General features: G+C 66.0%; 19 protein-coding genes. 4 read left to right on the top strand and 15 right to left on the bottom strand.

The genetic code is table 11. The features are described from left to right. Window positions 1-57: 57 nt before the first annotated feature. The 15 genes from ACFVTD_RS06270 to ACFVTD_RS06200 all read right to left on the bottom strand — a co-directional run bounded on the left by ACFVTD_RS06270 (window position 58) and on the right by ACFVTD_RS06200 (window position 15,786). A complete protein-coding gene (locus ACFVTD_RS06270; RefSeq protein WP_387559701.1) occupies window positions 58-648 on the bottom strand; it encodes a MazG nucleotide pyrophosphohydrolase domain-containing protein in 591 nt (196 codons plus the stop codon). Between the two features lie 79 nt (window positions 649-727). Then, window positions 728-1,864 (bottom strand): adenosine deaminase, encoded by a 1,137-nt coding sequence (locus ACFVTD_RS06265; RefSeq protein ID WP_159632554.1) that lies wholly within the window; start codon window positions 1,862-1,864, stop codon window positions 728-730. A 53-nt stretch (window positions 1,865-1,917) separates the two neighbouring features. Beyond that, on the bottom strand, window positions 1,918-2,643 hold the full coding sequence (locus ACFVTD_RS06260) for a DedA family protein (protein WP_387559698.1): 726 nt from the start codon (window positions 2,641-2,643) through the stop codon (window positions 1,918-1,920). Between the two features lie 134 nt (window positions 2,644-2,777). After that, window positions 2,778-3,407 (bottom strand): DedA family protein, encoded by a 630-nt coding sequence (locus ACFVTD_RS06255; RefSeq protein ID WP_387559695.1) that lies wholly within the window; start codon window positions 3,405-3,407, stop codon window positions 2,778-2,780. A 5-nt stretch (window positions 3,408-3,412) separates the two neighbouring features. After that, window positions 3,413-4,729 carry a thymidine phosphorylase gene (locus ACFVTD_RS06250; protein WP_387559692.1) on the bottom strand — a complete coding sequence of 439 codons (1,317 nt, stop codon included), beginning with the start codon at window positions 4,727-4,729 and terminating at the stop codon, window positions 3,413-3,415. After that, the gene (locus ACFVTD_RS06245) at window positions 4,726-5,178 is read right to left on the bottom strand and encodes a cytidine deaminase (protein WP_387559689.1); all 453 of its coding nucleotides are present in this window, start codon (window positions 5,176-5,178) and stop codon (window positions 4,726-4,728) included. The genes ACFVTD_RS06250 and ACFVTD_RS06245 overlap by 4 nt, the downstream gene beginning before the upstream one ends. Then, window positions 5,175-6,695 carry an ABC transporter permease gene (locus ACFVTD_RS06240; protein WP_387559686.1) on the bottom strand — a complete coding sequence of 507 codons (1,521 nt, stop codon included), beginning with the start codon at window positions 6,693-6,695 and terminating at the stop codon, window positions 5,175-5,177. Before ACFVTD_RS06240 ends, ACFVTD_RS06245 begins: the two co-directional genes overlap by 4 nt. Continuing rightward, window positions 6,692-8,089, bottom strand: a complete 1,398-nt coding sequence (locus tag ACFVTD_RS06235) for an ABC transporter permease (RefSeq protein WP_387559683.1) — start codon at window positions 8,087-8,089, stop codon at window positions 6,692-6,694. Before ACFVTD_RS06235 ends, ACFVTD_RS06240 begins: the two co-directional genes overlap by 4 nt. After that, complete coding sequence (locus ACFVTD_RS06230; protein WP_387559680.1) at window positions 8,082-9,677, bottom strand: ABC transporter ATP-binding protein; 1,596 nt, start codon at window positions 9,675-9,677, stop codon at window positions 8,082-8,084. Before ACFVTD_RS06230 ends, ACFVTD_RS06235 begins: the two co-directional genes overlap by 8 nt. Before the next feature lie 225 nt (window positions 9,678-9,902). Next, window positions 9,903-11,015 carry a BMP family protein gene (locus ACFVTD_RS06225; protein WP_387559677.1) on the bottom strand — a complete coding sequence of 371 codons (1,113 nt, stop codon included), beginning with the start codon at window positions 11,013-11,015 and terminating at the stop codon, window positions 9,903-9,905. 267 nt (window positions 11,016-11,282) lie between these two features. Then, window positions 11,283-12,299: an NADP-dependent oxidoreductase gene (locus ACFVTD_RS06220; RefSeq protein ID WP_387559674.1), complete on the bottom strand. Its 1,017-nt coding sequence runs from the start codon at window positions 12,297-12,299 to the stop codon at window positions 11,283-11,285. Beyond that, window positions 12,296-12,727, bottom strand: a complete 432-nt coding sequence (locus tag ACFVTD_RS06215; RefSeq protein WP_387559671.1) for an organic hydroperoxide resistance protein — start codon at window positions 12,725-12,727, stop codon at window positions 12,296-12,298. Before ACFVTD_RS06215 ends, ACFVTD_RS06220 begins: the two co-directional genes overlap by 4 nt. Before the next feature lie 43 nt (window positions 12,728-12,770). Then, on the bottom strand, window positions 12,771-13,205 hold the full coding sequence (locus ACFVTD_RS06210) for a MarR family winged helix-turn-helix transcriptional regulator (protein ID WP_387559668.1): 435 nt from the start codon (window positions 13,203-13,205) through the stop codon (window positions 12,771-12,773). A 130-nt stretch (window positions 13,206-13,335) separates the two neighbouring features. Beyond that, a complete protein-coding gene (locus ACFVTD_RS06205; protein WP_387559665.1) occupies window positions 13,336-14,553 on the bottom strand; it encodes an amidohydrolase in 1,218 nt (405 codons plus the stop codon). A 99-nt stretch (window positions 14,554-14,652) separates the two neighbouring features. Then, window positions 14,653-15,786 (bottom strand): mannose-1-phosphate guanylyltransferase, encoded by a 1,134-nt coding sequence (locus ACFVTD_RS06200; RefSeq protein ID WP_387559662.1) that lies wholly within the window; start codon window positions 15,784-15,786, stop codon window positions 14,653-14,655. Window positions 15,787-16,061: 275 nt separating this feature from the next. On the opposite strand from ACFVTD_RS06200, the gene sdhC reads away from it, so the two are divergent. The 4 genes from sdhC (at window position 16,062) to ACFVTD_RS06180 (ending at window position 19,599) form a co-directional block, all read left to right on the top strand. Next, window positions 16,062-16,442, top strand: coding sequence for a succinate dehydrogenase, cytochrome b556 subunit (gene sdhC, locus ACFVTD_RS06195; protein WP_387559659.1), 381 nt, complete (start codon window positions 16,062-16,064; stop codon window positions 16,440-16,442). Between the two features lie 3 nt (window positions 16,443-16,445). Then, window positions 16,446-16,907 carry a succinate dehydrogenase hydrophobic membrane anchor subunit gene (locus ACFVTD_RS06190; protein ID WP_387559656.1) on the top strand — a complete coding sequence of 154 codons (462 nt, stop codon included), beginning with the start codon at window positions 16,446-16,448 and terminating at the stop codon, window positions 16,905-16,907. A 108-nt stretch (window positions 16,908-17,015) separates the two neighbouring features. Then, window positions 17,016-18,815, top strand: coding sequence for a succinate dehydrogenase flavoprotein subunit (sdhA, locus tag ACFVTD_RS06185; RefSeq protein WP_387559653.1), 1,800 nt, complete (start codon window positions 17,016-17,018; stop codon window positions 18,813-18,815). A 1-nt stretch (window position 18,816) separates the two neighbouring features. Then, window positions 18,817-19,599, top strand: coding sequence for a succinate dehydrogenase iron-sulfur subunit (locus tag ACFVTD_RS06180; protein WP_387559650.1), 783 nt, complete (start codon window positions 18,817-18,819; stop codon window positions 19,597-19,599). The last annotated feature ends 6 nt before the right edge of the window (window positions 19,600-19,605 follow it).

The following is a 19,605-nucleotide window of genomic DNA, read 5'->3' as shown; positions in this document are numbered from 1 at the left end:
ACGGTCCAGCCTAGTCGAGAGTGCTCCGGGTTACTCAAACCGGTCACGGCCGGGACGTCATGATGGCGCGTGGTCACTTTGGTCCCGCTGGCCACGCTGGTAGCGGCGGACGGCGTCCCGCAGGGCGCGCTCGGCGTCCATGCCGCTGTCCCGGGCAGAACGGACGACGGCGAGCAGCAGGTTTCCGAGCTCCTCCTCGCTTTCAGGCACGGGAGTCCCCGCGGGGAGCCCAAGGCCCGCCCGCGCGGCACGGTCCAGGGACTTCTGCGCCCTGGCCAGGGCCGGGAGGGCCTGCGGGATGCCCTCGAAGGGATCCTGCCGTTCCGGCTTTTCGGCCCGCTTTACGGCATCCCACTTCTGCTCGATCTCCGCCACGGTGGCCGGGAAGGTGTCCTGCAGGGATCCGTCGGGCCGGAAGACATGGGGGTTCCGGCGGATCATCTTGGCACCCAGGCCGCGCGCCACGTCGTCGAACGTGAAGGCGCCGCGCTCCTCCGCAAGGCGTGCGTGCAAAACCACCTGGAGCAGCACGTCGCCCAGCTCTCCCTGCAGTTCGGCGTCGGGGTGGCCTTCCTCGATGGTCTCGGCCACTTCGTAGGCTTCCTCGAGGAGGTACGCCACCAGGGAAGCGTGCGTCAGGGCGCCCATCCAGGGGCAGTGTTGGCGCAGCTGGGCAATTCGGCCCAGCAGTTCTTCGGTTGGAGAACTGCCGGGCCGGGAATCCGGATCAGCCAAGGTTGGCGTAGGCGTCGTTGATGTACTCCACCAGCGCTTCCTTTTCCTCCAGGGGCAGGAAGGATGCCTCGGCGGCGTTCAGCGTGAGCTCGAGCAGGTCGTCGAGGTCGTAGTCGAAGGTTTCCACGAGCAGGTTGAACTCATCGGTCAGGGTGACCCCGCTCATCAGGCGGTTGTCGGTGTTGATGGTGACGTTGAAGCCCAGCTGGTAGAGCATGTCCAGCGGGTGGCTTTCGATTCCTTCACCGAACTCCGCAATGGCGCCGGTCTGCAGGTTGGAGGAGGGGCAGATTTCCAGTGCGATGCCGCGGTCGCGGACCCAGCTGGAGAGGTCGCCCAGGGTCACCAGCCCAACGGTGTCGCCGGCTTCCTCGTCGTCGTCGAACTCCACCATGATGTCCTCGGCGATGCGCACCCCATGCCCCAGGCGGAGGGCGCGGCCGTCCACCAGCGCGGACTGGATGCTCTCCAGCCCGGCTGCTTCGCCGGCGTGCACGGTGGCGGGGAAGTTGTGCTGGGCGAGGTAGGTGAAGGCGTCCCGGAAACGGCTGGGCAGGAATCCGTCCTCGGCGCCGGCGATGTCGAAGCCCACTGCGCCCTGGTTGCGGTGGCGCACGGCGAGTTCGGCGATCTCCTGGCCGCGGTCGGCGTGGCGCATGGCGGTGATCAACTGGCCCACCTGGATTTCGCGTCCGGTCTCGGAGACGGCCTCGACGCCGGCTTCCAATCCGTCCTGGACTGCTTCCACGGCCTCATCGAGGCTGAGTCCCTTCTGGAGGTGCTGTTCGGGTGCCCAGCGCACTTCGCCGTACACCACGCCGTCATCCGCGAGGTCCTCGACGAATTCCTTGGCCACCCGGAACAGCCCGTCGTAGGTCTGCATGACGGCCACCGTGTGGTCGAACGTCTCCAGGTAGCGGACCAGGGATCCGGAGTCGGCTGATTCGCGGAACCACTGTCCCAGGGCGACCGGGTCCGTCGACGGGAGCGTGTGGCCAACGGCTTCCGCCAATTCGATGATCGTGGCCGGCCGGAGTCCGCCGTCCAAGTGGTCGTGGAGGGAGACCTTGGGAAGGCTCTTCAGGTCGAAATCGATGGCAGGGGCAGCGTCAACAATAGGCTCAGTCACGTTCCCACCTTAGGGTGGGCCGCAGTCCAAAGCCAGCCGTTCGAAGCCGGCCGCTATTTGGCGGCGGGACCGGGCTTAGCCGAGGGCACCACGAGGGCCTGCGTGCCTGGCCTGCCTTCCCCCGCTGACGCGGACGATTCGTCGGTCCGTGCCTCAGTTTCCGGTGCGTCATGCCGGCCCAGCCGTTTGTGCCACCAGCGGAGCAGGTGGTCGATGACGACGCCCAGGACAATGGCGAAGACGACGGCGATGCCGGCGCTCAGCAGCGGGTTGTGGTGCAGCCACGGGAACGAACTGGCCAGCAGGCCGATGCCAAGGGAATAGCCCACCCAGGTCACGCAGGCAAAGGCGTCGAAGACGAAGAACCTGCGGTGGGAGAAGCCGGTGCTTCCGGCCACGTAGTTGACGGCCACGCGGCCCCAGGGGATGTAGCGGGCGGTGAAGATGAGCACAGCGCCGCGCTTTTCGAGTTCATAGCGGGCCCAGGCAAAGACTTTCCGCACCTTGGGCCGGCGCATCCACCCCCACCGGTCCAGGCCGATCTTGCGGCCCAGCATGTAGGCCATGTTGTCGCCGGCGATTGCCCCCACGAGTGCCGTGACACCGAGGATCCACAGGTTGGGTTCGCCGCTGTGCCGGGAAAAGGCTGCGAGGGCTACGATGAGGGTCTCGCTGGGGACCACCATGGCGAAGCCGTCCACGAAGAAGAACACCAGCAGGACGGGGTAAATCCACCACTGGCCCGCTGCATGGAGCACGGCCTCATTAATAAACTCCACGCGGTGTTGCTCCTGTATGAAAAATGACACAGCCAAAGTGCCGCAGCCAAAGCGGAAATCGTTCCTAAGTGTCCCATGCGCCGGGGCATGTCCGCTACGCCCCAATGCCCGGAATTACCCCTTAAACGCGCCGGTCATGTCCCGGGTTCCCGGATGCGCTCCACCACGTTGGGTTTGCCGCGGAATTTGTTGATCAGCAGGTCCACCAGGATGCCCAGCGCTACGGCGCAGACAATGGCAATTGCCGCGCCCAGGAGGTGGTTGTCCTCGAACCACTGCCCAAAGAAAAGCCCGATCGCCACAGAGTAGCCGGCCCACAGGCTGGCCGACAGGACGGTCAGGCCCACGAACCGCAGGTGCGGGTAGTGAGTGACGCCGGCGGTCAGGTTGACCGCCACCCTGCCGATGGGGATGAACCGGGCCACCAGGATCAGCGAAGCGGGCCGCTTGCGCAGCTCCTGGCCGGCCCAGCGGAACGCGCTTTGCATGCGGGGCCCGCGCATCCACCCCCAGCGGCTGGTGCCCACCCGGCGGCCCAGGAGGTAGGCGATGTTGTCCCCGAGGAAGGCTCCCGCTGCTGCGACCAGGATCAGCAGAAGCGGGTGGGGAACATCCGCGGTGGCGGCGACGGCGGCGAGGCCCACCACCACGGATTCGCTGGGAACGGGCGGAAAGAATCCGTCAATGATGCAGCAGGCCAGCACCAGGACCAGCACCCACGGCTGGCCGGCCGCGGCAAGGATGAAGTCGTTGATGGCCTGCATGGGCTCTACGCTATGCGGTCGATGATGAGCTGCTGGGCGGGCCGCGAACCTTCCGGCGCGATGACCACGGCGTGTTCCAGGGCTTCCCGGGCGCGGGCAAACCGTTCCGGGGTGTCGGTGAGCAGCGTCATCAGGGGTTCCCCGGCCCTCACGGTGGCCCCGGGCTTGGCGTGCATGCGCACTCCCGCCCCGGCCTGGACGGCGTCCTCCTTGCGGGCTCGGCCGGCACCCAGCCGCCAGGCGGCCACCCCCACGGCAAGCGCGTCCAGTTCCACCAGCACTCCGTCGGCGGGAGCGTAGACGACGTCGGATTCCCTGGCCACCGGCAGCGCGGCGCGGGGGTCGCCGCCCTGGGCGGTGATCATCCGGTTCCAGACGTCCATGGCGCGGCCGTCCTTGAGGGCGGCTGCAGGGTCGGCGTCGTGCACCCCTGCGCACGCGAGCATCTCTTCGGCGAGCCGGACGGTGAGTTCAACAACGTCCTCCGGCCCGCCGCCGGCCAGGACCTCCAAGGACTCCTCCACCTCGATCGCGTTGCCGGCGGTCAGGCCCAGGGGCGTGTCCATGTTGGTCAGCAATGCAACGGTGTTGACCCCTGCATCCTTGCCGAGCGCCACCATGGTTTCGGCGAGTTCGCGGGCCCGGGCCTCATCCTTCATGAAGGCTCCGCTGCCGACCTTGACGTCCAGCACCAGCGAGCCGGTGCCCTCGGCGATCTTCTTGCTCATGATTGAGGAGGCGATCAGCGGGATGGCCTCCACTGTTCCGGTGACGTCCCGCAGTGCGTACAGCTTCTTGTCTGCCGGGGCCAGCCCTGCACCGGCGGCGCAGATGACCGCACCGACGTCCTGCAGTTGGGCCAGCATGTCCTCGTTGCTGAGGTCCGCGCGCCAGCCCGGGATGGACTCCAGTTTGTCCAGGGTGCCGCCGGTGTGGCCCAGGCCGCGTCCGGAAAGCTGCGGGACGGCGACGCCGAACACCGCCACCAACGGGGCCAGCGGGAGCGTGATCTTGTCCCCCACCCCGCCGGTGGAGTGCTTGTCGGTGGTGTATTTCAGGCCGCCGTCGGGACGCCGGAGGCTGGAGAAGTCCATCCGCTCCCCGGAGGCGATCATCGCGGCCGTCCAGCGGGCGATTTCGGCGCGGTCCATCCCGTTGAGCAGGATGGCCATGTTCAGGGCTGCCATTTGCTCGTCCGCGATGGCCCCGCGGGTGTAGGCGTCAATGGTCCAGTCGATCTGTTCCGGGCTCAGTGTCCCCTTGTCCCGCTTGGTGCGGATGATGTCGACGGCGTCGAACGCTTCGGCTTTGGTGTCGGTCACCGGGTCTCCTCGAGGTGTTCGGGACCAAAGGCGTCGGGCAGCACCTGGTCTATGGTTTTAATGCCTTGGCCGGTCATCAGTTGCATGCCGGGGGCGCTGAATTCGTACAGCAACTGCCGGCACCGGCCGCAGGGCATGAGGATGGCGCCCTCCCCATCCACGCAGTAGAAGGCACGCAGCAGCCCGCCACCGGTCATCTGCAGTTCCCCCACCAGGACGCACTCCGCGCAAAGGGTCAGTCCGTAGCTGGCGTTCTCCACGTTGCAGCCGCTGACAATCCGGCCATCAACCGTCTGTGCCGCGGCTCCCACCGGGAACTTTGAATACGGGGCGTAGGCATTCTTCATGGCGGCTGCCGCGGCGGCCTCAATGGCTGCCCAGTCCACGGGCTGTGTGCTGTCCACGGGTTGAGTGCTGTCCACGGGTTGGGTGCTGTCCACGGCGGTCATCCCTTCACGTACGGGATGCCGTCGGCCGCGGGCGGCCGGGACCGTCCCACCAGGCCCGCCACCGCGACGACGGTCAGGGCGTAGGGCAGCATCGCCATGAACTGGCTGGGGACGGGTGAACCGATGATGGTGATGATGCTTTGCAGGTTGTCGGCGAAGCCAAACAGCAACGCCGCCAGGAACGCTCCGATGGGATTCCAGCGGCCGAAGATCATGGCTGCGAGGGCGATGTAGCCGCGGCCGCCGGACATGTCCTTGCTGAACGCGTCCACAGACACCAGGGTGAAGAAGGAGCCACCGATTCCTGCGATGGCCCCGCCCATGAGGACGTTGATGAAGCGGGTCCGGTTCACGTTGATCCCCACGGTGTCGGCCGCCTGCGGGTGTTCACCGACGGCGCGAACGCGCAGGCCCCACTTGGTGTGGAACAGCCCGACGTACACGACGATGACGGCCACGTACATGAGGTACCCCACCACGGACTGGCGGAACAGGATGGGGCCGATGATCGGGATGTCGGAGAGGAACGGAATATCCACGGCCTGCAGACGGCCGGGCTTATTGAGGTGTTCCGGGTCCGCCGTGAGCAGGGTGGAGAACAGGAAGCTGGTAAGCCCGCTGATCAGCACGTTGAGGACTACGCCGACGATGATTTGGTTGACGAGGTACTTGATGCTCACGATGGCCAGGACCAGGGACACGAGCGCGCCGGCGACTGCCGCCGAGATGAGGCCCACATAGACATTCCCGGTCACTGTGGCGACGACGGCGGCGGAGAACGCACCGAGCAGGAGCTGGCCTTCGATGGCAATGTTAACCACGCCGGCCCGTTCGCACAGGACACCCGACAGTGAGCCGAACACCAGGGGCACGGCGAGGGTCACGGCACCGGCCATGAGTCCGCCGAGGGAGATGGAGGGTTCGGGGTCACGGCCGCCGGCGACGATCCAGATCATGAAGCCGACCAGGAAGACCACCGCGAAGAGGCCGCCCAGCCATCCGGGGGTGCGCCGCCGCTGCACGGTCAGGAAACAGGAGTACCCGGCCAGTGCGAGCAGCAGGACCGAGCAGATCCAGCCCAGTGCCATCGAGGGCACAGTAATCTTTTCCACCCTGGCGACGCCCAGGGCTGCCAGCCCCAGGACGGCGACGGCAGCGACGGTGGTGGCGGGAATCCAGCGGTCCACTCCCCCGCCCTCCCGCCGCTGGCTGATCCAGCGGTAGCCGACGTAGGCGGCGGCGGCCAGCGCCACGGCCAGGGTGACCCACGCTGCGGCGGAGGAGGCGTTCGGATCGCGGGCTTCGGCGATCTGGAAACCGGCAGATTTCGGGTTGGCCAGGAAGCCGAACAGCACGGTACCCAGAACGGCGAGGAGGCCAAGGCCGATGCCGGCCTTCCAGCTCACCAGTCCGGCCGCGCCTGTCCGGCCTTCGGCGCGGTTGGCTCCGGCTGTCCTGCCGGTTCCGTTTCCGGTGCCCGGCTGTTTGCCGGTGGGAGATTGTGTGGTGGCGCTCATGCTGCCGCTCCGCTCTTGACGCCGCCGGCACGCGAACCTGCGGTACCACGTGTGGTGGTTTTCTTCTTACGGGGGTTGAGTCCGAATATCGCACGGACCAGCGGCGGCGCTGCGATGAACAGCACGATCAGGGACTGGATGACGAGCACAATGTCGATCGGTGTCTGCGTCTGGGCCTGCATTGCCACGCCGCCGGCGCGGAAGGCGCCGAAGAGCAGGCCCGCGAAGAAGGTTCCCCACGGGGTCGAGCGTCCCAACAGAGCCACCGTGATCGCATCAAAACCGATGGAGGCGGCGACACCCCCGGAGAGGTACTTTTCCGTGCCGGAGACCTGGGCCACGCCGGCCAGGCCAGCCAGCGCACCGGCGATCGCCATCACTAGGATGGTGCTGCGGGCGACATTGATGCCGGCGGTGCGGGCGGCGCTGGGGTTCGCACCAACGGCGCGGAACTCAAAACCGATTGTCGAGCGGTTCAGCAGCCACCAGACGAAGGCGGTCGCCGCTATCGCGGCCAGGAAGCCGGCGTGCAGGCGGAATTGCGGTCCGAGCAGCTCGGGGAACAACGCGGTGGAATCGAGGAACGGCGAGATGGGGTTCGTGGAACCCTTGCGTTGGAAAGCGGGGGTGGTGAGCAGGAACAGCAGCAGGAAGTTGGCAATGTAGTTGAGCATGATGGTCACGATCACCTCGTGCGCGCCGGTGCGTGCCTTCAGCAGGCCCACCACGCCGCCCCAGACCGCGCCGCCTACGAAGCCGGCCAGGATGACCACCAGCAGGTGCAGGCCGATCGGCAGGTGCCACGCGAACCCTGCGTAGGCGCCGAAGAGCGCGCCGAAAATGATCTGCCCTTGGGCACCGATGTTGAACAGGCCGGCGCGGAACGCCAGCGCGACGCCAAGCCCGGCGCAGATCAGCGGGGTTGCAACGGTCAGGGTCTCGGTGATCGGGTACAGCTGGGCTGCCGGGTCGGCGCCGGCCCAGTTGAAGATGGACCCCTGTACCAGGGCAATGTAGGGACGGATGACCTCGCTCAGGAGGTCCCCGGGCTGCGCGAAGAAGTAGCCGGCGGTGACCGCTACCTTGGGGTTGGTCACTGCCATCAGGATGCCGCCGAGCACGATCGCCAACAGGACGGAGAGGAAGGAGACCATGGCGTTGCCGGTGAAGATCTGGTGGAGGACGGATCCGCGGCCTTCCCGGTCATGATCCCGGCCGCGCCGCTGGGTGGCTGCCGGAACGGCTGACGGCGGCATCTGGCCGCCGGCGGTGTCCAGGACGACGTCGAAGGCGACGGCATCGGCAGTGGTACCGCCAGGCGGCTGGTTCGGGGCGGACTGCACGGAGCCGTTGTGGCCGGTAGCCTGCGGTTCCGGGGTTGTCTTTTCAGACATGGGACTCTCCTTCGTGGCCGGCAGGCTCCGATACCGCCGCTGTGGTGGTGGCGCCGGAAGCATGCGCGGCGGCGTTGGCTTCGGCTTCTGTAGCGGGGACACCGGCCATCATCAGGCCCAGCACGTCGCGGGACGTGGTGGCCGGTACGATTCCCACCAGCCGGCCACGGTAGAGCACGGCGATCCGGTCTGCCAGCTGCAGTACTTCATCCAGCTCGGTGGACACAATCATGACCGGCGTTCCGTGGTCACGTTCGGCGATGACCCTCTTGTGCACAAACTCAATGGAGCCGACGTCGAGCCCGCGTGTGGGCTGCGAGGCGATGAACAGGCGCAGCGGGCGGGAAAGCTCACGGGCCAGGACGACCTTCTGCTGGTTGCCGCCGGAAAGGGTTCCCACCGCGGCGGACACAGAGGGCGTGCGGACGTCGAATTCCTCGACCTTCCTGGCGGCGTTTTCCGCGATCACGCCCGGCTTCATTCCCACGCCGCGTGCGAAGGGCGCCTTGTCGTAGAGGTCGAGGATCATGTTTTCGGAGATGGTGAACGTGCCGACCAGGCCGTCAAGGGTGCGGTCCTCGGGGACGAAGCCCACACCGGCACCGAGGATATGCTTGACGCTCCTGCCCAACAATTCCTCGCCGTCGAGCGTAATGGACCCGGCCACGTGCGGCTGCACGCCGAGGATCGCCTCGGTCAGCTCCGTCTGGCCGTTGCCTTGAACCCCCGCGATGGCGAGGACTTCGCCCTTGGCGATGTCGAATGACAGATCATCGACCACGTGCTGGCCGTTGTGGTCCGTGACGGTCAGGTTGCGGACCTTGAAAGTCACGTCACCGGCCTTGGCGGGAGCCTTGTCGAGTGTCAGGCTCACCGTGCGGCCTACCATCGCGGACGCCAACTCCGTGGGGGAAGCCGTGGGATCCGCTTGCCCCACCACCTTGCCGCGGCGGATCACCGTAATGGTGTCCGAGATGGCTTTGACTTCACGCAGTTTGTGGGAGATGAAGACGATCGACTTACCGTCGCGCTTCAGCTGCCGGATGATGTCCAGGAGTTCATCGGTCTCCTGGGGCGTCAGCACGGCAGTGGGTTCGTCAAGGATGAGCACCTCGGCATCACGAACCAGCGCCTTGATGATCTCGACCCGCTGCTGGACGCCGACGGGCAGGTCCTCCACCATGGCGTCGGGGTCGACGTCGAACCCGTATTGGTCCGAGATCCGGCGGATCTTCTCGCGGGTGGCTTCCAGGTTGAGCAGGCCGGCGGCCTTGGTGGTCTCATTGCCCAGCGCCACATTCTCGGCCACGCTGAAGACCGGGATGAGCATGAAGTGCTGGTGGACCATTCCGATGCCGGCCGCCATGGCCTCGCCGGGGTCTTTGAAGACGACGGGCTTGCCATCGACCAGGATTTCGCCTTCGGTCGGATCGTAAAGGCCATAGAGCACGTTCATCAGGGTGGATTTCCCTGCGCCGTTCTCTCCCAGGAGGCAGTGCACCTGCCCCGGTTCGACGACCAAATCGATGTGGTCATTGGCTACCAGGGACCCGAATCTCTTCGTGATCCCCTTCAGTTCGAGTTTCAAAACCCCAACCAATCTGTGTGTGTATTGATCTGCTCCGCCGCGCTGTCGGCGGCAAGGCAGCGGGTAGTCCCAGCCTAGTGTCACGGGTGGTTCCTGGGCAGGGCACGCAGGCGGCAATGAGGACCGCCGGCATGGTGCTGGCTGCGGTAAGGTGCCAGCAAAGCAGAACGCGCTGCCCTCCGGCCGGGGTAACGGCGGAAGGGCAGCGCGCCCCGGGGTTCGGTGCTACTTGGTGGGGCTGGACTTCGACTCGACCTTGACGGTGCCGGAGACGATGTCCTTCTTGAGCTGGTCCAGGTCGCTCTTCAGGTCTGCCGGCACGGCGGAATCGAGATCGTGGAACGGAGCCAGGGCCACGCCGCCGTTTGCAAGGGTTCCGATGTACGGCGATGCGTCGAACTTGCCGTCCTTATCGTCCTTGATGACCGCCTCGACTGCGGTGGACATGGTCTTCTGGACGGAGGAGAGGATCACGGACTTGTAGTCCGGAGCGGTCAGGTAGCCATCGGAGTCAACCCAGATGAGCTTGGCGTCCTTGCCCTTGGACTTGGCGTCGAGGATCGCGCTGCCCGCGCCGCCACCAACGGGTCCAGCCACGGGAAGGACAATGTCCGCGCCCTGGTCAAGGAAACCCTGGGTCAGGACCTTGCCCTTATCCACCTGCTTGAAGTCACCGACGAAGGTGCCGTCCTGCTTGTCCTTGTCCCAACCGATGAGCTGTACGCTCTTGCCCTTCTTCTCGTTGTAGTACTTCACGCCATCGGCAAAGCCGTCCATGAAGATGGTCACCGTGGGGATGTTGATGCCGCCGAAGGTTGCGACCTTCCCGGTCTTGGAGGTTCCTGCTGCCAAATAGCCCGCCAGGAACGCGGCCTGGGCCGTGTCGTAGACGATCGGCTTGACGTTCTTGGGGAACGCGGGGTCATTGTAGTCGATGATTGCGAAGTGGCTGTTCGGGTTGGCCGTCGCGATGGACTTGGTGGCGTCGCCGAGCAGGAAGCCGACGGTCACGGTCAGCTTGCAGCCCTGCTGGACCATGGATCGGAGGTTGGGGTCGTAGTCCGTGTCAGCCTTGGACTGGACGTGCTTTTCCTTGATGCCGAGGTCCTTAACGGCGCTCTGCAGGCCCTCGTAGCCGGACTGGTTGAACGATTTGTCATCGAATCCTCCGGAGTCGGACACCATGCAAGCGGTGTAGTCGGAGGCGGTCGCTGAACCAGAGGGGCCTGACGCGGTCGGAGCGGCTCCGCAACCGGTGAGCAGCAAGGCGGACGCACCGAGGGTGGCCACACCGGCCATTGAACCGCGCTTGAAGCCGGCACGCAGTGATTTCTTCAATTTTCCTCCAGGGATGATGCGAGTGGCACTACGGGCGGAATTCAATGAGTGTCCGTTTCGGCGCTGAAATTCTGTTTTCACTGAAGGCACGCAGCACTGCGCCGGAGCGCACTGATGGCACTTACTTTAGTGGCCTGCGCCACGTCCCCATAGCACGTCGGGAGCTGACCCCGGAGATTGTTTACAAGTTGTTACCAAGCAGTAGGGGCGCCTCCAAGGGAGGCGCCCCTACTGCTTGTGGTTGTTCGGTTGTGATCAGTGCCTGGGTTACAGCCGGACCAGCATCTTGCCGGTGTTCGCCCCTTCCAGGAGGTCCATGAAGGCCTTTGGCGCGTTCTCCAGCCCATCAACGATTGTCTCGTCGTAGCGCACCGTTCCGTCCGCCAGCCAGCCTGCCATCTTCCCGGCGAACTCGGCCGCATGTTGCCGCTGGCCGCCCACCAGGAAGCCGCGCAGGGTCAGCTGCTTGCCGATGGCCTGCATCAGGTTGTGCGGAGCGGGAGTGGGCTCCGTGGAGTTGTACTGCGCGATTGCGCCGCACATCGCCACCCGGCCGCCAACGTTGAGGACCGCCAGGGCGGCCTCCAGGTGTTCACCGCCAACGTTGTCGAAGTAGACGTCGATGCCGGCCGGGCCTGCCGCCTTCTCCAGTTGCTCCACGACCGGACCGTCGTGGTAGTCGAATGCGGCGTCGAAGCCGAGCTCCAGGAGGCGGGCCACCTTGGCGGGCGAGCCGGCGGAGCCGATGACCCGTGACGCGCCCATGGCCTTGGCGATCTGGCCCACCAGGGAACCCACCGCACCGGCGGCACCGGAGACGAACACCGCGTCCCCCGGCTTGAATTCTGCAACCTTCAGCAGGCCGGCGTAGGCCGTCAGCCCGGTCATGCCCAGGGCGCCGAGGAAGGCCGAAGGCGGCGCCAGGTCGGTGCGGGCCGGGGTGGCGGTGCTGCCGTCCACCACCGCGTACTCCCGCCAGCCCAGGGAATGGACGACGACGTCGCCCTCCTGGTGTGCCGACGAACGGGACGCGACCACCTCACCCACGGCGCCGCCGTCGAGCGCTTTGCCCACGGCGAAGGGAGCGGAGTAGGACTTGGCGTCATTCATGCGGCCCCGCATGTAGGGGTCCACGGACATGAAGAGGTTGCGCACCAGGATCTGGCCGTCTTCGAGGGCGGGCAGTGCCGACTCCGCCAGCTCGAAGTTGTCGCCGGTGGGGCGGCCCACGGGGCGGGAGGCCAGGCGGATTTCGCGGGTGGTGGTTGCCAGGGCTGTGCTCATGCTGCGTACTCCAGGATCTTGAGGTCGACATTGATGTTGCCGCGGGTGGCGTTCGAGTAGGGGCAGACCTGGTGCGCCTTGGCCACCAGGTCTTCTGCGGTGGCAAGGTCCAGCGCGGGGAGGGCTATTTCCAGTTCGGCGGCCAGCCCAAACCCGGCGCCCCCATCCAGTTGCCCAAGATGGATTTTTGCTGCGACGGCCGAATCGGTCAGGTCTGCGCCTGCCTTGCGGCCAACCAGCCGCAGCGCGGAATGGAAGCAGGCGGCATAGCCGGCGGCGAAGAGCTGTTCGGGGTTGGTGCCCTGTCCGCTGCCGCCGAGCTCGGCGGGGCTGGCCAGGTCCACAGCCAGCCTGCCGTCATTACTGCGTGCGGTGCCGTCACGCCCTTCGCCCGAAGCCAGCGCCTCGGCGGTATAGAGAGTCTTCACGAAAAAGTCCGTCCTGTAGATGGAATGGTGCCTGGTTCAGCGGTCAGAGGGATTCATGCAGCGCGGCCGTGAGCTTGCCCAGGGTGGAGCGAAGCTGTTCCAGCTCGTCCAGGGAGAGCCCGGCGGCGTCAGCCAACCGCTGCGGGATGGCCCGGGCCGGCCCACTGAGGCTCCGCCCGGCCGGCGTGAGGTGGATCGCGACGCGGCGTTCGTCTTCGCCGGAGCGCCGGCGTTCCACCAGCCCGAGCACCTCCAGGCGCTTTAGCAGGGGCGAGAGCGTACCCGAATCAAGGCCGAGTTCTCCACCGAGCTCCTTGACGCCCCGGGGCTCGCTCTCCCACAGCACCAGCATGACCAGGTACTGCGGATAGGTGAGGCCCAGCTCGTCCAGCACCGGCCGGTATACGGCTGTGGCGGCCCGGGACGCCGAGTAGAGCGCAAAACATACTTGCCGGTCCAGGCGGGGTGCTTCGGTCATGAAACAACGGTAACGCACAATTCAATTGTGCACAACTTAACTATGCCGGCGGCACCCATGGCTTGCCCCGCCGTCGTGCTTTCCCGACGGCGGCCCGGCACCACCGGCAGTGCCCTGGCGGGCGGCGCGGCTAGGAAAGGGGGGCCGGCTCCAGGTCGCGGATGGTGCGCAGGGCGGCCGCGGTGAGCACCCTGATGCCGAGGCCCAGGGCGCGCTCATCCAAGATGTAGTCGCCGCGGTGCAGGTCGTAGTCCTCGCCGCCGGGCGTTTTGGTGCCCAGGCGCATCATGGCGCCGGGAAGCTCCGCGAGGAACCAGGCAAAGTCCTCCCCGCCCATGGACTGGGGCGTCAGGACCACGGCGCTCTCACCGATTTCGGCGCGGGCGGCTGCCTCGATGATGGCTGTCTCGTGTTCGGAGTTGACCACGGGCGGCACTCCCCTGGTGTGTTCGAGGTGGACGTCGACGCCGTAGGGTGCGGCCACCTGGTGCACCACTTCGTCCAGCAGTTCACCGGCGGCGTGCCACGCGTCCCTGTCCAGGCAGCGCATGGTGCCCGCCATGTAGCCGGTGCCGGGGATCGCATTGGGGGCGGAGCCCGCCGTGATCTGGCCCCACACCACTGAAACGCCACTCCGGACATCAACCCGCCGGGACAGCACGGCCGGAACATTGATGGCGATCTGCGCCAGCGCGAACACCAGGTCCTCGGTGAGGTGTGGCCGCGACGTATGGCCGCCGCGGCCGGAGAGTTCGATCCGGATGGTGTCCGACGCGGACGTGATGGCCCCGATCCGGGTCCCGACCTTTCCCACTTCGATGCGGGGGTCGCAGTGCAGCGCGAGGATCCGGGGGACGCCGTCCAGGACACCCTGCTCGATGCAGGCGTGGGCGCCGCCGGGCATGGTTTCCTCGGCGGGCTGGAAGATGATCCGGACCGTGGCGCCGAGGGGCGTGTCCTGGTGCATCCGGTGCAGCACCAGGGCGATGCCAAGCATGGTGGTGGTGTGCACGTCGTGGCCGCAGGCATGGGTGACGCCATGGTTCTTCGAAGCGAAGGGCAGGCCCGTCTCCTCGATGATGGGCAGGGCATCAATATCGCCGCGCAGTGCCGTGGCGATGGGCCCCTCGCCCACGTCCACCGTCAGGCCCGTTCCCTCCAGGCGGCGGGGGCTCAGCCCTGCGGCTTCGAGCCGTTCGGCGAGCTTGTCCGTGGTGCGGAACTCCTTGAAGGACAGTTCAGGGTGCGCATGCAGGTCCCGGCGGAATTCGATCAGGTCCGGCAGGAGCGGTTCGAGCCAGGGGGCCACCAGTGCAGTGGGCTCGGCTTCAGTAGTGTAATTGCGCACTGTTTCACTCTAGCGAGGGTGGCGGGTTTAGCGCCCATTCCCTGACGACGCATTACATTCCGGTCCTGCCGGCACTGTCGGTGCCGGCAGGGTTGCCGGTCATAGGACGTCCGTGTCCCCGCTCGCCTTGAGCGCATCCACGGCGGCCTTCACGCGCTGGGAATTGGCCATGGTGGTCACCAGGAGGGCATCGGGCGTATCCACGATGACAACATCCTGGATGCCGATCAGCGCGATGACGCGCTTGGTGTCGGTGACCACAACGCCGCTCGAGTTCTCGGTGAACACGCGGGCGCCTTCGCCAAGGACGGTGACGTCGTCCACTTCCTTGGCGCTGTTAAGGCGGCCAACCGAGGCGAAGTCCCCAACGTCGTCCCAGCGGAAAGTACCGGGTACGACGGCGACGTCCCCGGCTTCGGCGGCGGGCTCGGCCACTGCATAGTCGATGGCGATCTTGGGCAGGGTGGGCCAGATCCGGGCCGTCACCTCATCACGCTGGGGCGTATCCCAGGCCCGCGCGATTTCCTGCAGGCCCTGGAAGAGTTCAGGCTGGTTGGCCTCGAGGTGCTTGAGCATCAGCGACACGGGCGCCACGAACATGCCGGCATTCCAGACGTAGTCGCCGCTGTCCACGTACTGCTGTGCCACAACCTCATCCGGCTTTTCCACGAACTCCACCACGTCGTGGGCGCTGGGTGCGCCGTCGATGTGCAGGGCTTTGCCGGAACGGATGTAGCCGAAGCCGGTGGAGGGGTGGGTGGGCTTGATGCCGATGGTAACGATCTTGCCTGCGGCAGCGGTGTGGATCGCTTCCCGGACCGCCTGTTGGAAGAGGTCGTCCGGGCTGATGACCTGGTCGGCGGCGAACGACCCCATGATGGTGTCGGGATCGCGTTCGTGCAGGATCGCGGCCGCGAGGCCGATCGCCGCGCCGGAGTCCTTGGGTTCCGATTCCAGGACCAGGTCCGAGTCGCGGACCTCAGGGAGCTGCCGGCACACTGCTGCGCGGTGCGCCTGCCCGGTCACCACCAGCATCCGGTCGCCCGCGAGGGGGTGCAGCCGGTCGTAGGTGGCGCGCAGCAATGTGCTGCCCGATCCCGTGAGATCGTGAAGGAACTTGGGAGCTGCTGCTCGTGACAGGGGCCAGAGGCGGGTCCCCACTCCGCCTGCCGGAATCACCGCAATGAAGCGGTCAAGGGGTGAAGCCGGGCTTGTCACTTTGTCTGTACTCATCACGGCTACTTTAGCCGAAGGGCTGCCGCCGGCTCCTGTGGCGGCGGATGGGCCCGCGATTTGGGCAGCCCACGGGCCCGGGCGTCCGCAATGATGTGGTGTTTGTCTCATTTCCCCGCAAAATCCGCTCCAGCACTGGGCACCAACAAACGACTAAATTGAATAAGCTGTTAGCGAAGCCTAGATTTAGGCCTGAGCTACGAGTGCTCTCGCAGCAGGCGTTCCCCCCGCATGGATCTCATGCCAGCGCCGCTGTGTTGCAGGGAGGTTTATCAGTGCCGACAAAACCAGCTGGCACCTTGTACCGCGGCCGTGAAGGCATGTGGTCCTGGGTAGGACACCGTATTACCGGTGTAGTGATCTTTTTCTTCTTGTTGGTCCACGTCCTGGACACCTCCTTGGTGCGTGTGTCACCGGAGGCCTACACCGCCGTGATCGGCGCCTACAAGAATCCGCCGATGGCGCTGGGTGAGACCGGCCTTGTTGCCGCCATCGTCTTCCACGCCTTCAACGGCCTGCGGATCATCGCGGTCGACTTCTGGAAGAAGGGCGCCAAGTACCAGCGGCAGATGCTGTGGGCAGTCCTGGCCCTTTGGCTTGTGACCATGCTTGCCTTCTCCATCCGCCACCTGTCCCTCGCCCTCGGAGGTCACTAAGCCATGACTGCAACGATCGAGAGCCCCCGCAGCGGGCGCGTCGCCCCCCAGTACCGCCGCAGCGGCGGTTCCAAGGGCAACTTCGAGATGATCGCCTGGCTGTTCATGCGCCTCTCCGGCGTGGTGCTGGTGGTGCTGATCTTCGGCCACCTGTTTGTGAACCTCATGGTCGGCGAGGGCATCCATGCCATCGACTTCGGCTTCGTGGCCGGCAAGTGGGCGGATCCGTTCTGGCAGTTCTGGGACCTGGCCATGCTCTGGCTGGCCATGCTGCACGGCACCAACGGCGTGCGGACCATCATCAACGACTACGCCGAGAAGACGTCCACCCGGCGCTGGCTGAAGACGGTCCTTTACGCGGCCGCAGTGGTCATCATCCTCTTGGGCACCTTGGTGATCTTCACCTTCAACCCGTGCCCCGTGGTGAACGGCGTCGCCCTTCCGGGTGGCTTCTGCCCTGCCTAGCACTGGCACATCCCCGGGCCCGCGGGCTTATCCGCGGGCCCTGTTTTGCGGAGCAGGCAAAGCCGCCCCGTTGTTTCATAGCGAATTTTGAGAGAAAGAGCGTCTGGTATGCAGGTCCATAAGTACGACGTCGTCATCGTCGGTGCCGGTGGCGCTGGCATGCGCGCCGCGATCGAATCCGGTCAGCGCGCGCGCACAGCAGTACTGACCAAGCTCTACCCCACCCGCTCGCACACGGGTGCGGCGCAGGGTGGCATGTGTGCAGCCCTTGCCAATGTCGAGGAAGACAACTGGGAATGGCACACGTTCGACACCGTCAAGGGCGGCGACTACCTGGTTGACCAGGACGCCGCCGAGGTCATGGCCAAGGAAGCCATCGACGCCGTGCTGGACCTGGAAAAGATGGGCCTGCCGTTCAACCGCACGCCCGAAGGCCGCATCGACCAGCGCCGCTTCGGCGGCCACACCCGCGACCACGGCAAGGCCCCGGTCCGCCGTGCATGCTACGCCGCCGACCGCACCGGCCACATGATCCTCCAGACCCTGTACCAAAACTGCGTCAAGCACAACGTGGAGTTCTACAACGAGTACTACGTGCTGGACCTGCTGACGGTTGAAGAGGACGCTGTCCGCGAAGACGGCACCCCCTACAAGCAGAAGCGCGTGGCCGGCGTCGTCTCCTACGACCTCGCCTCCGGTGAACTGCACGTTTTCCAGGCCAAGTCCGTAGTGTTCGCCTCCGGTGGCGCCGGCAAGGTCTTCAAGACCACGTCCAACGCCCACACCCTGACCGGCGACGGCATGGGCATCGCGTTCCGCCGCGGCATCCCCCTGGAAGACATGGAGTTCTTCCAGTTCCACCCGACCGGCCTCGCCGGCCTGGGCATCCTGCTCTCCGAGGCCGCCCGCGGTGAAGGCGCAATCCTCCGCAACTCCGAGGGTGAACGCTTCATGGAGCGCTACGCCCCCACCATCAAGGACCTGGCGCCGCGCGACATCGTGGCCCGCTCCATGGCCAACGAGGTCCGCGAAGGCCGCGGCTGCGGCCCGAACAAGGACTACGTCCTCCTCGACCTGACCCACCTGGAGCCGGCCCACATCGACGCCAAGCTCCCGGACATCACCGAGTTCGCCCGCACCTACCTGGGTGTGGAACCGTACACCGAGCCCGTGCCGGTGTTCCCTACCGCGCACTACGCCATGGGCGGTATCCCGACGAACATTCAAACCGAGGTCCTGCAGGATAACGACACTGTGGTGCCAGGCCTCTACGCCGCCGGTGAAGTGGCCTGCGTGTCCGTCCACGGCTCCAACCGCCTGGGCACCAACTCCCTGCTGGACATCAACGTGTTCGGCAAGCGGGCCGGCGTGGCCGCCGCCGAGTACGCGAAGACGGCCGAGTTCGTGGAACTGCCGGAGAACCCGCTGGGCTACACCACCGAGCTGCTGGACATTGCCCGCAACGGCACCGGCGACGAAAAGGTGGCCCAGATCCGCAAGGAACTGCAGGACACCATGGACGCCAACATGCAGGTGTTCCGCACGGCCGATACCCTGAACCAGGTGCTGCGCGACATCGCCTCCTTCGAGGAGCGCTACAAGCGCATCAACGTCCAGGACAAGGGCAAGCGCTTCAACCTGGACCTGCTGGAGGCCGTTGAGCTCGGCTTCCTGCTGGAACTGGCCAAGGTAATGACCGTGGCCGCCCTGCACCGCGAGGAATCCCGCGGCGGGCACTTCCGCGAGGACTTCCCCGAGCGTGACGACGAGAAATTCATGAAGCACTCCATGGCGTACAAGGATGACCATGCGCCGGCCGACGGATCGGCGGAATCAATCGCCGGCATCCGCCTCGCCACCAAGCCGGTTGTCTTTACCCGCTACGAGCCGATGGTGAGGAAGTACTAAGATGACCGCTGAAATCGCTGAGCCAGCCTCAAAGGTTGAACTGCCTGCCGGCGTTGGCGGGGGTGGGGAAATCCCCACGTTCGATGTCCACCTGCGGGTCCGCCGGTACAACCCGGAAGTTTCCGAGGAAGCAACCTGGGACGACTTCCACCTGACGATGTACGGCACGGACCGTGTCCTGGACGCCCTGCACAAGGTCAAGTGGGAAACGGATGGCACCCTGTCCTTCCGCCGCTCCTGCGCGCACGGCGTATGCGGCTCGGATGCCATGCGCATCAACGGCCGCAACCGCCTTGCCTGCAAGACCCTGCTGAAGGACCTGGACACGTCCAAGCCCATCACCGTGGAACCCATCAAGGGCCTGCCGGTGGAGAAGGACCTGATCGTGGACATGGAGCCGTTCTTCCAGTCGTACCGCGAAGTCATGCCCTTCCTCATCAACAAGGGCCACGAGCCCACCCAGGAGCGCCTGCAGTCCGCAGAGGACCGTGAGCGCTTTGATGACACCACCAAGTGCATCCTCTGCGCCGCTTGCACGTCCTCCTGCCCGGTGTTCTGGACGGACGGGCAGTACTTCGGCCCCGCCGCAATCGTGAACGCACACCGCTTCATCTTCGACTCCCGTGATGACGCCGGCGACATGCGCCTGGAAATCCTCAACGACAAGGAAGGCGTGTGGCGTTGCCGCACCACCTTCAACTGCTCGGAGGCATGCCCCCGCGGCATCCAGGTCACGCAGGCCATCGCAGAGGTCAAGCAGGCCATCCTGGCCCGCAAGATCTAGCACCTT

The sequence above is a fragment of the Pseudarthrobacter sp. NPDC058119 genome (assembly GCF_042884655.1).
Taxonomy (GTDB): domain Bacteria; phylum Actinomycetota; class Actinomycetes; order Actinomycetales; family Micrococcaceae; genus Arthrobacter.
Note: the sequence above shows the minus strand (reverse complement) of the source record. Positions and strands in the feature narration are given on the sequence as shown.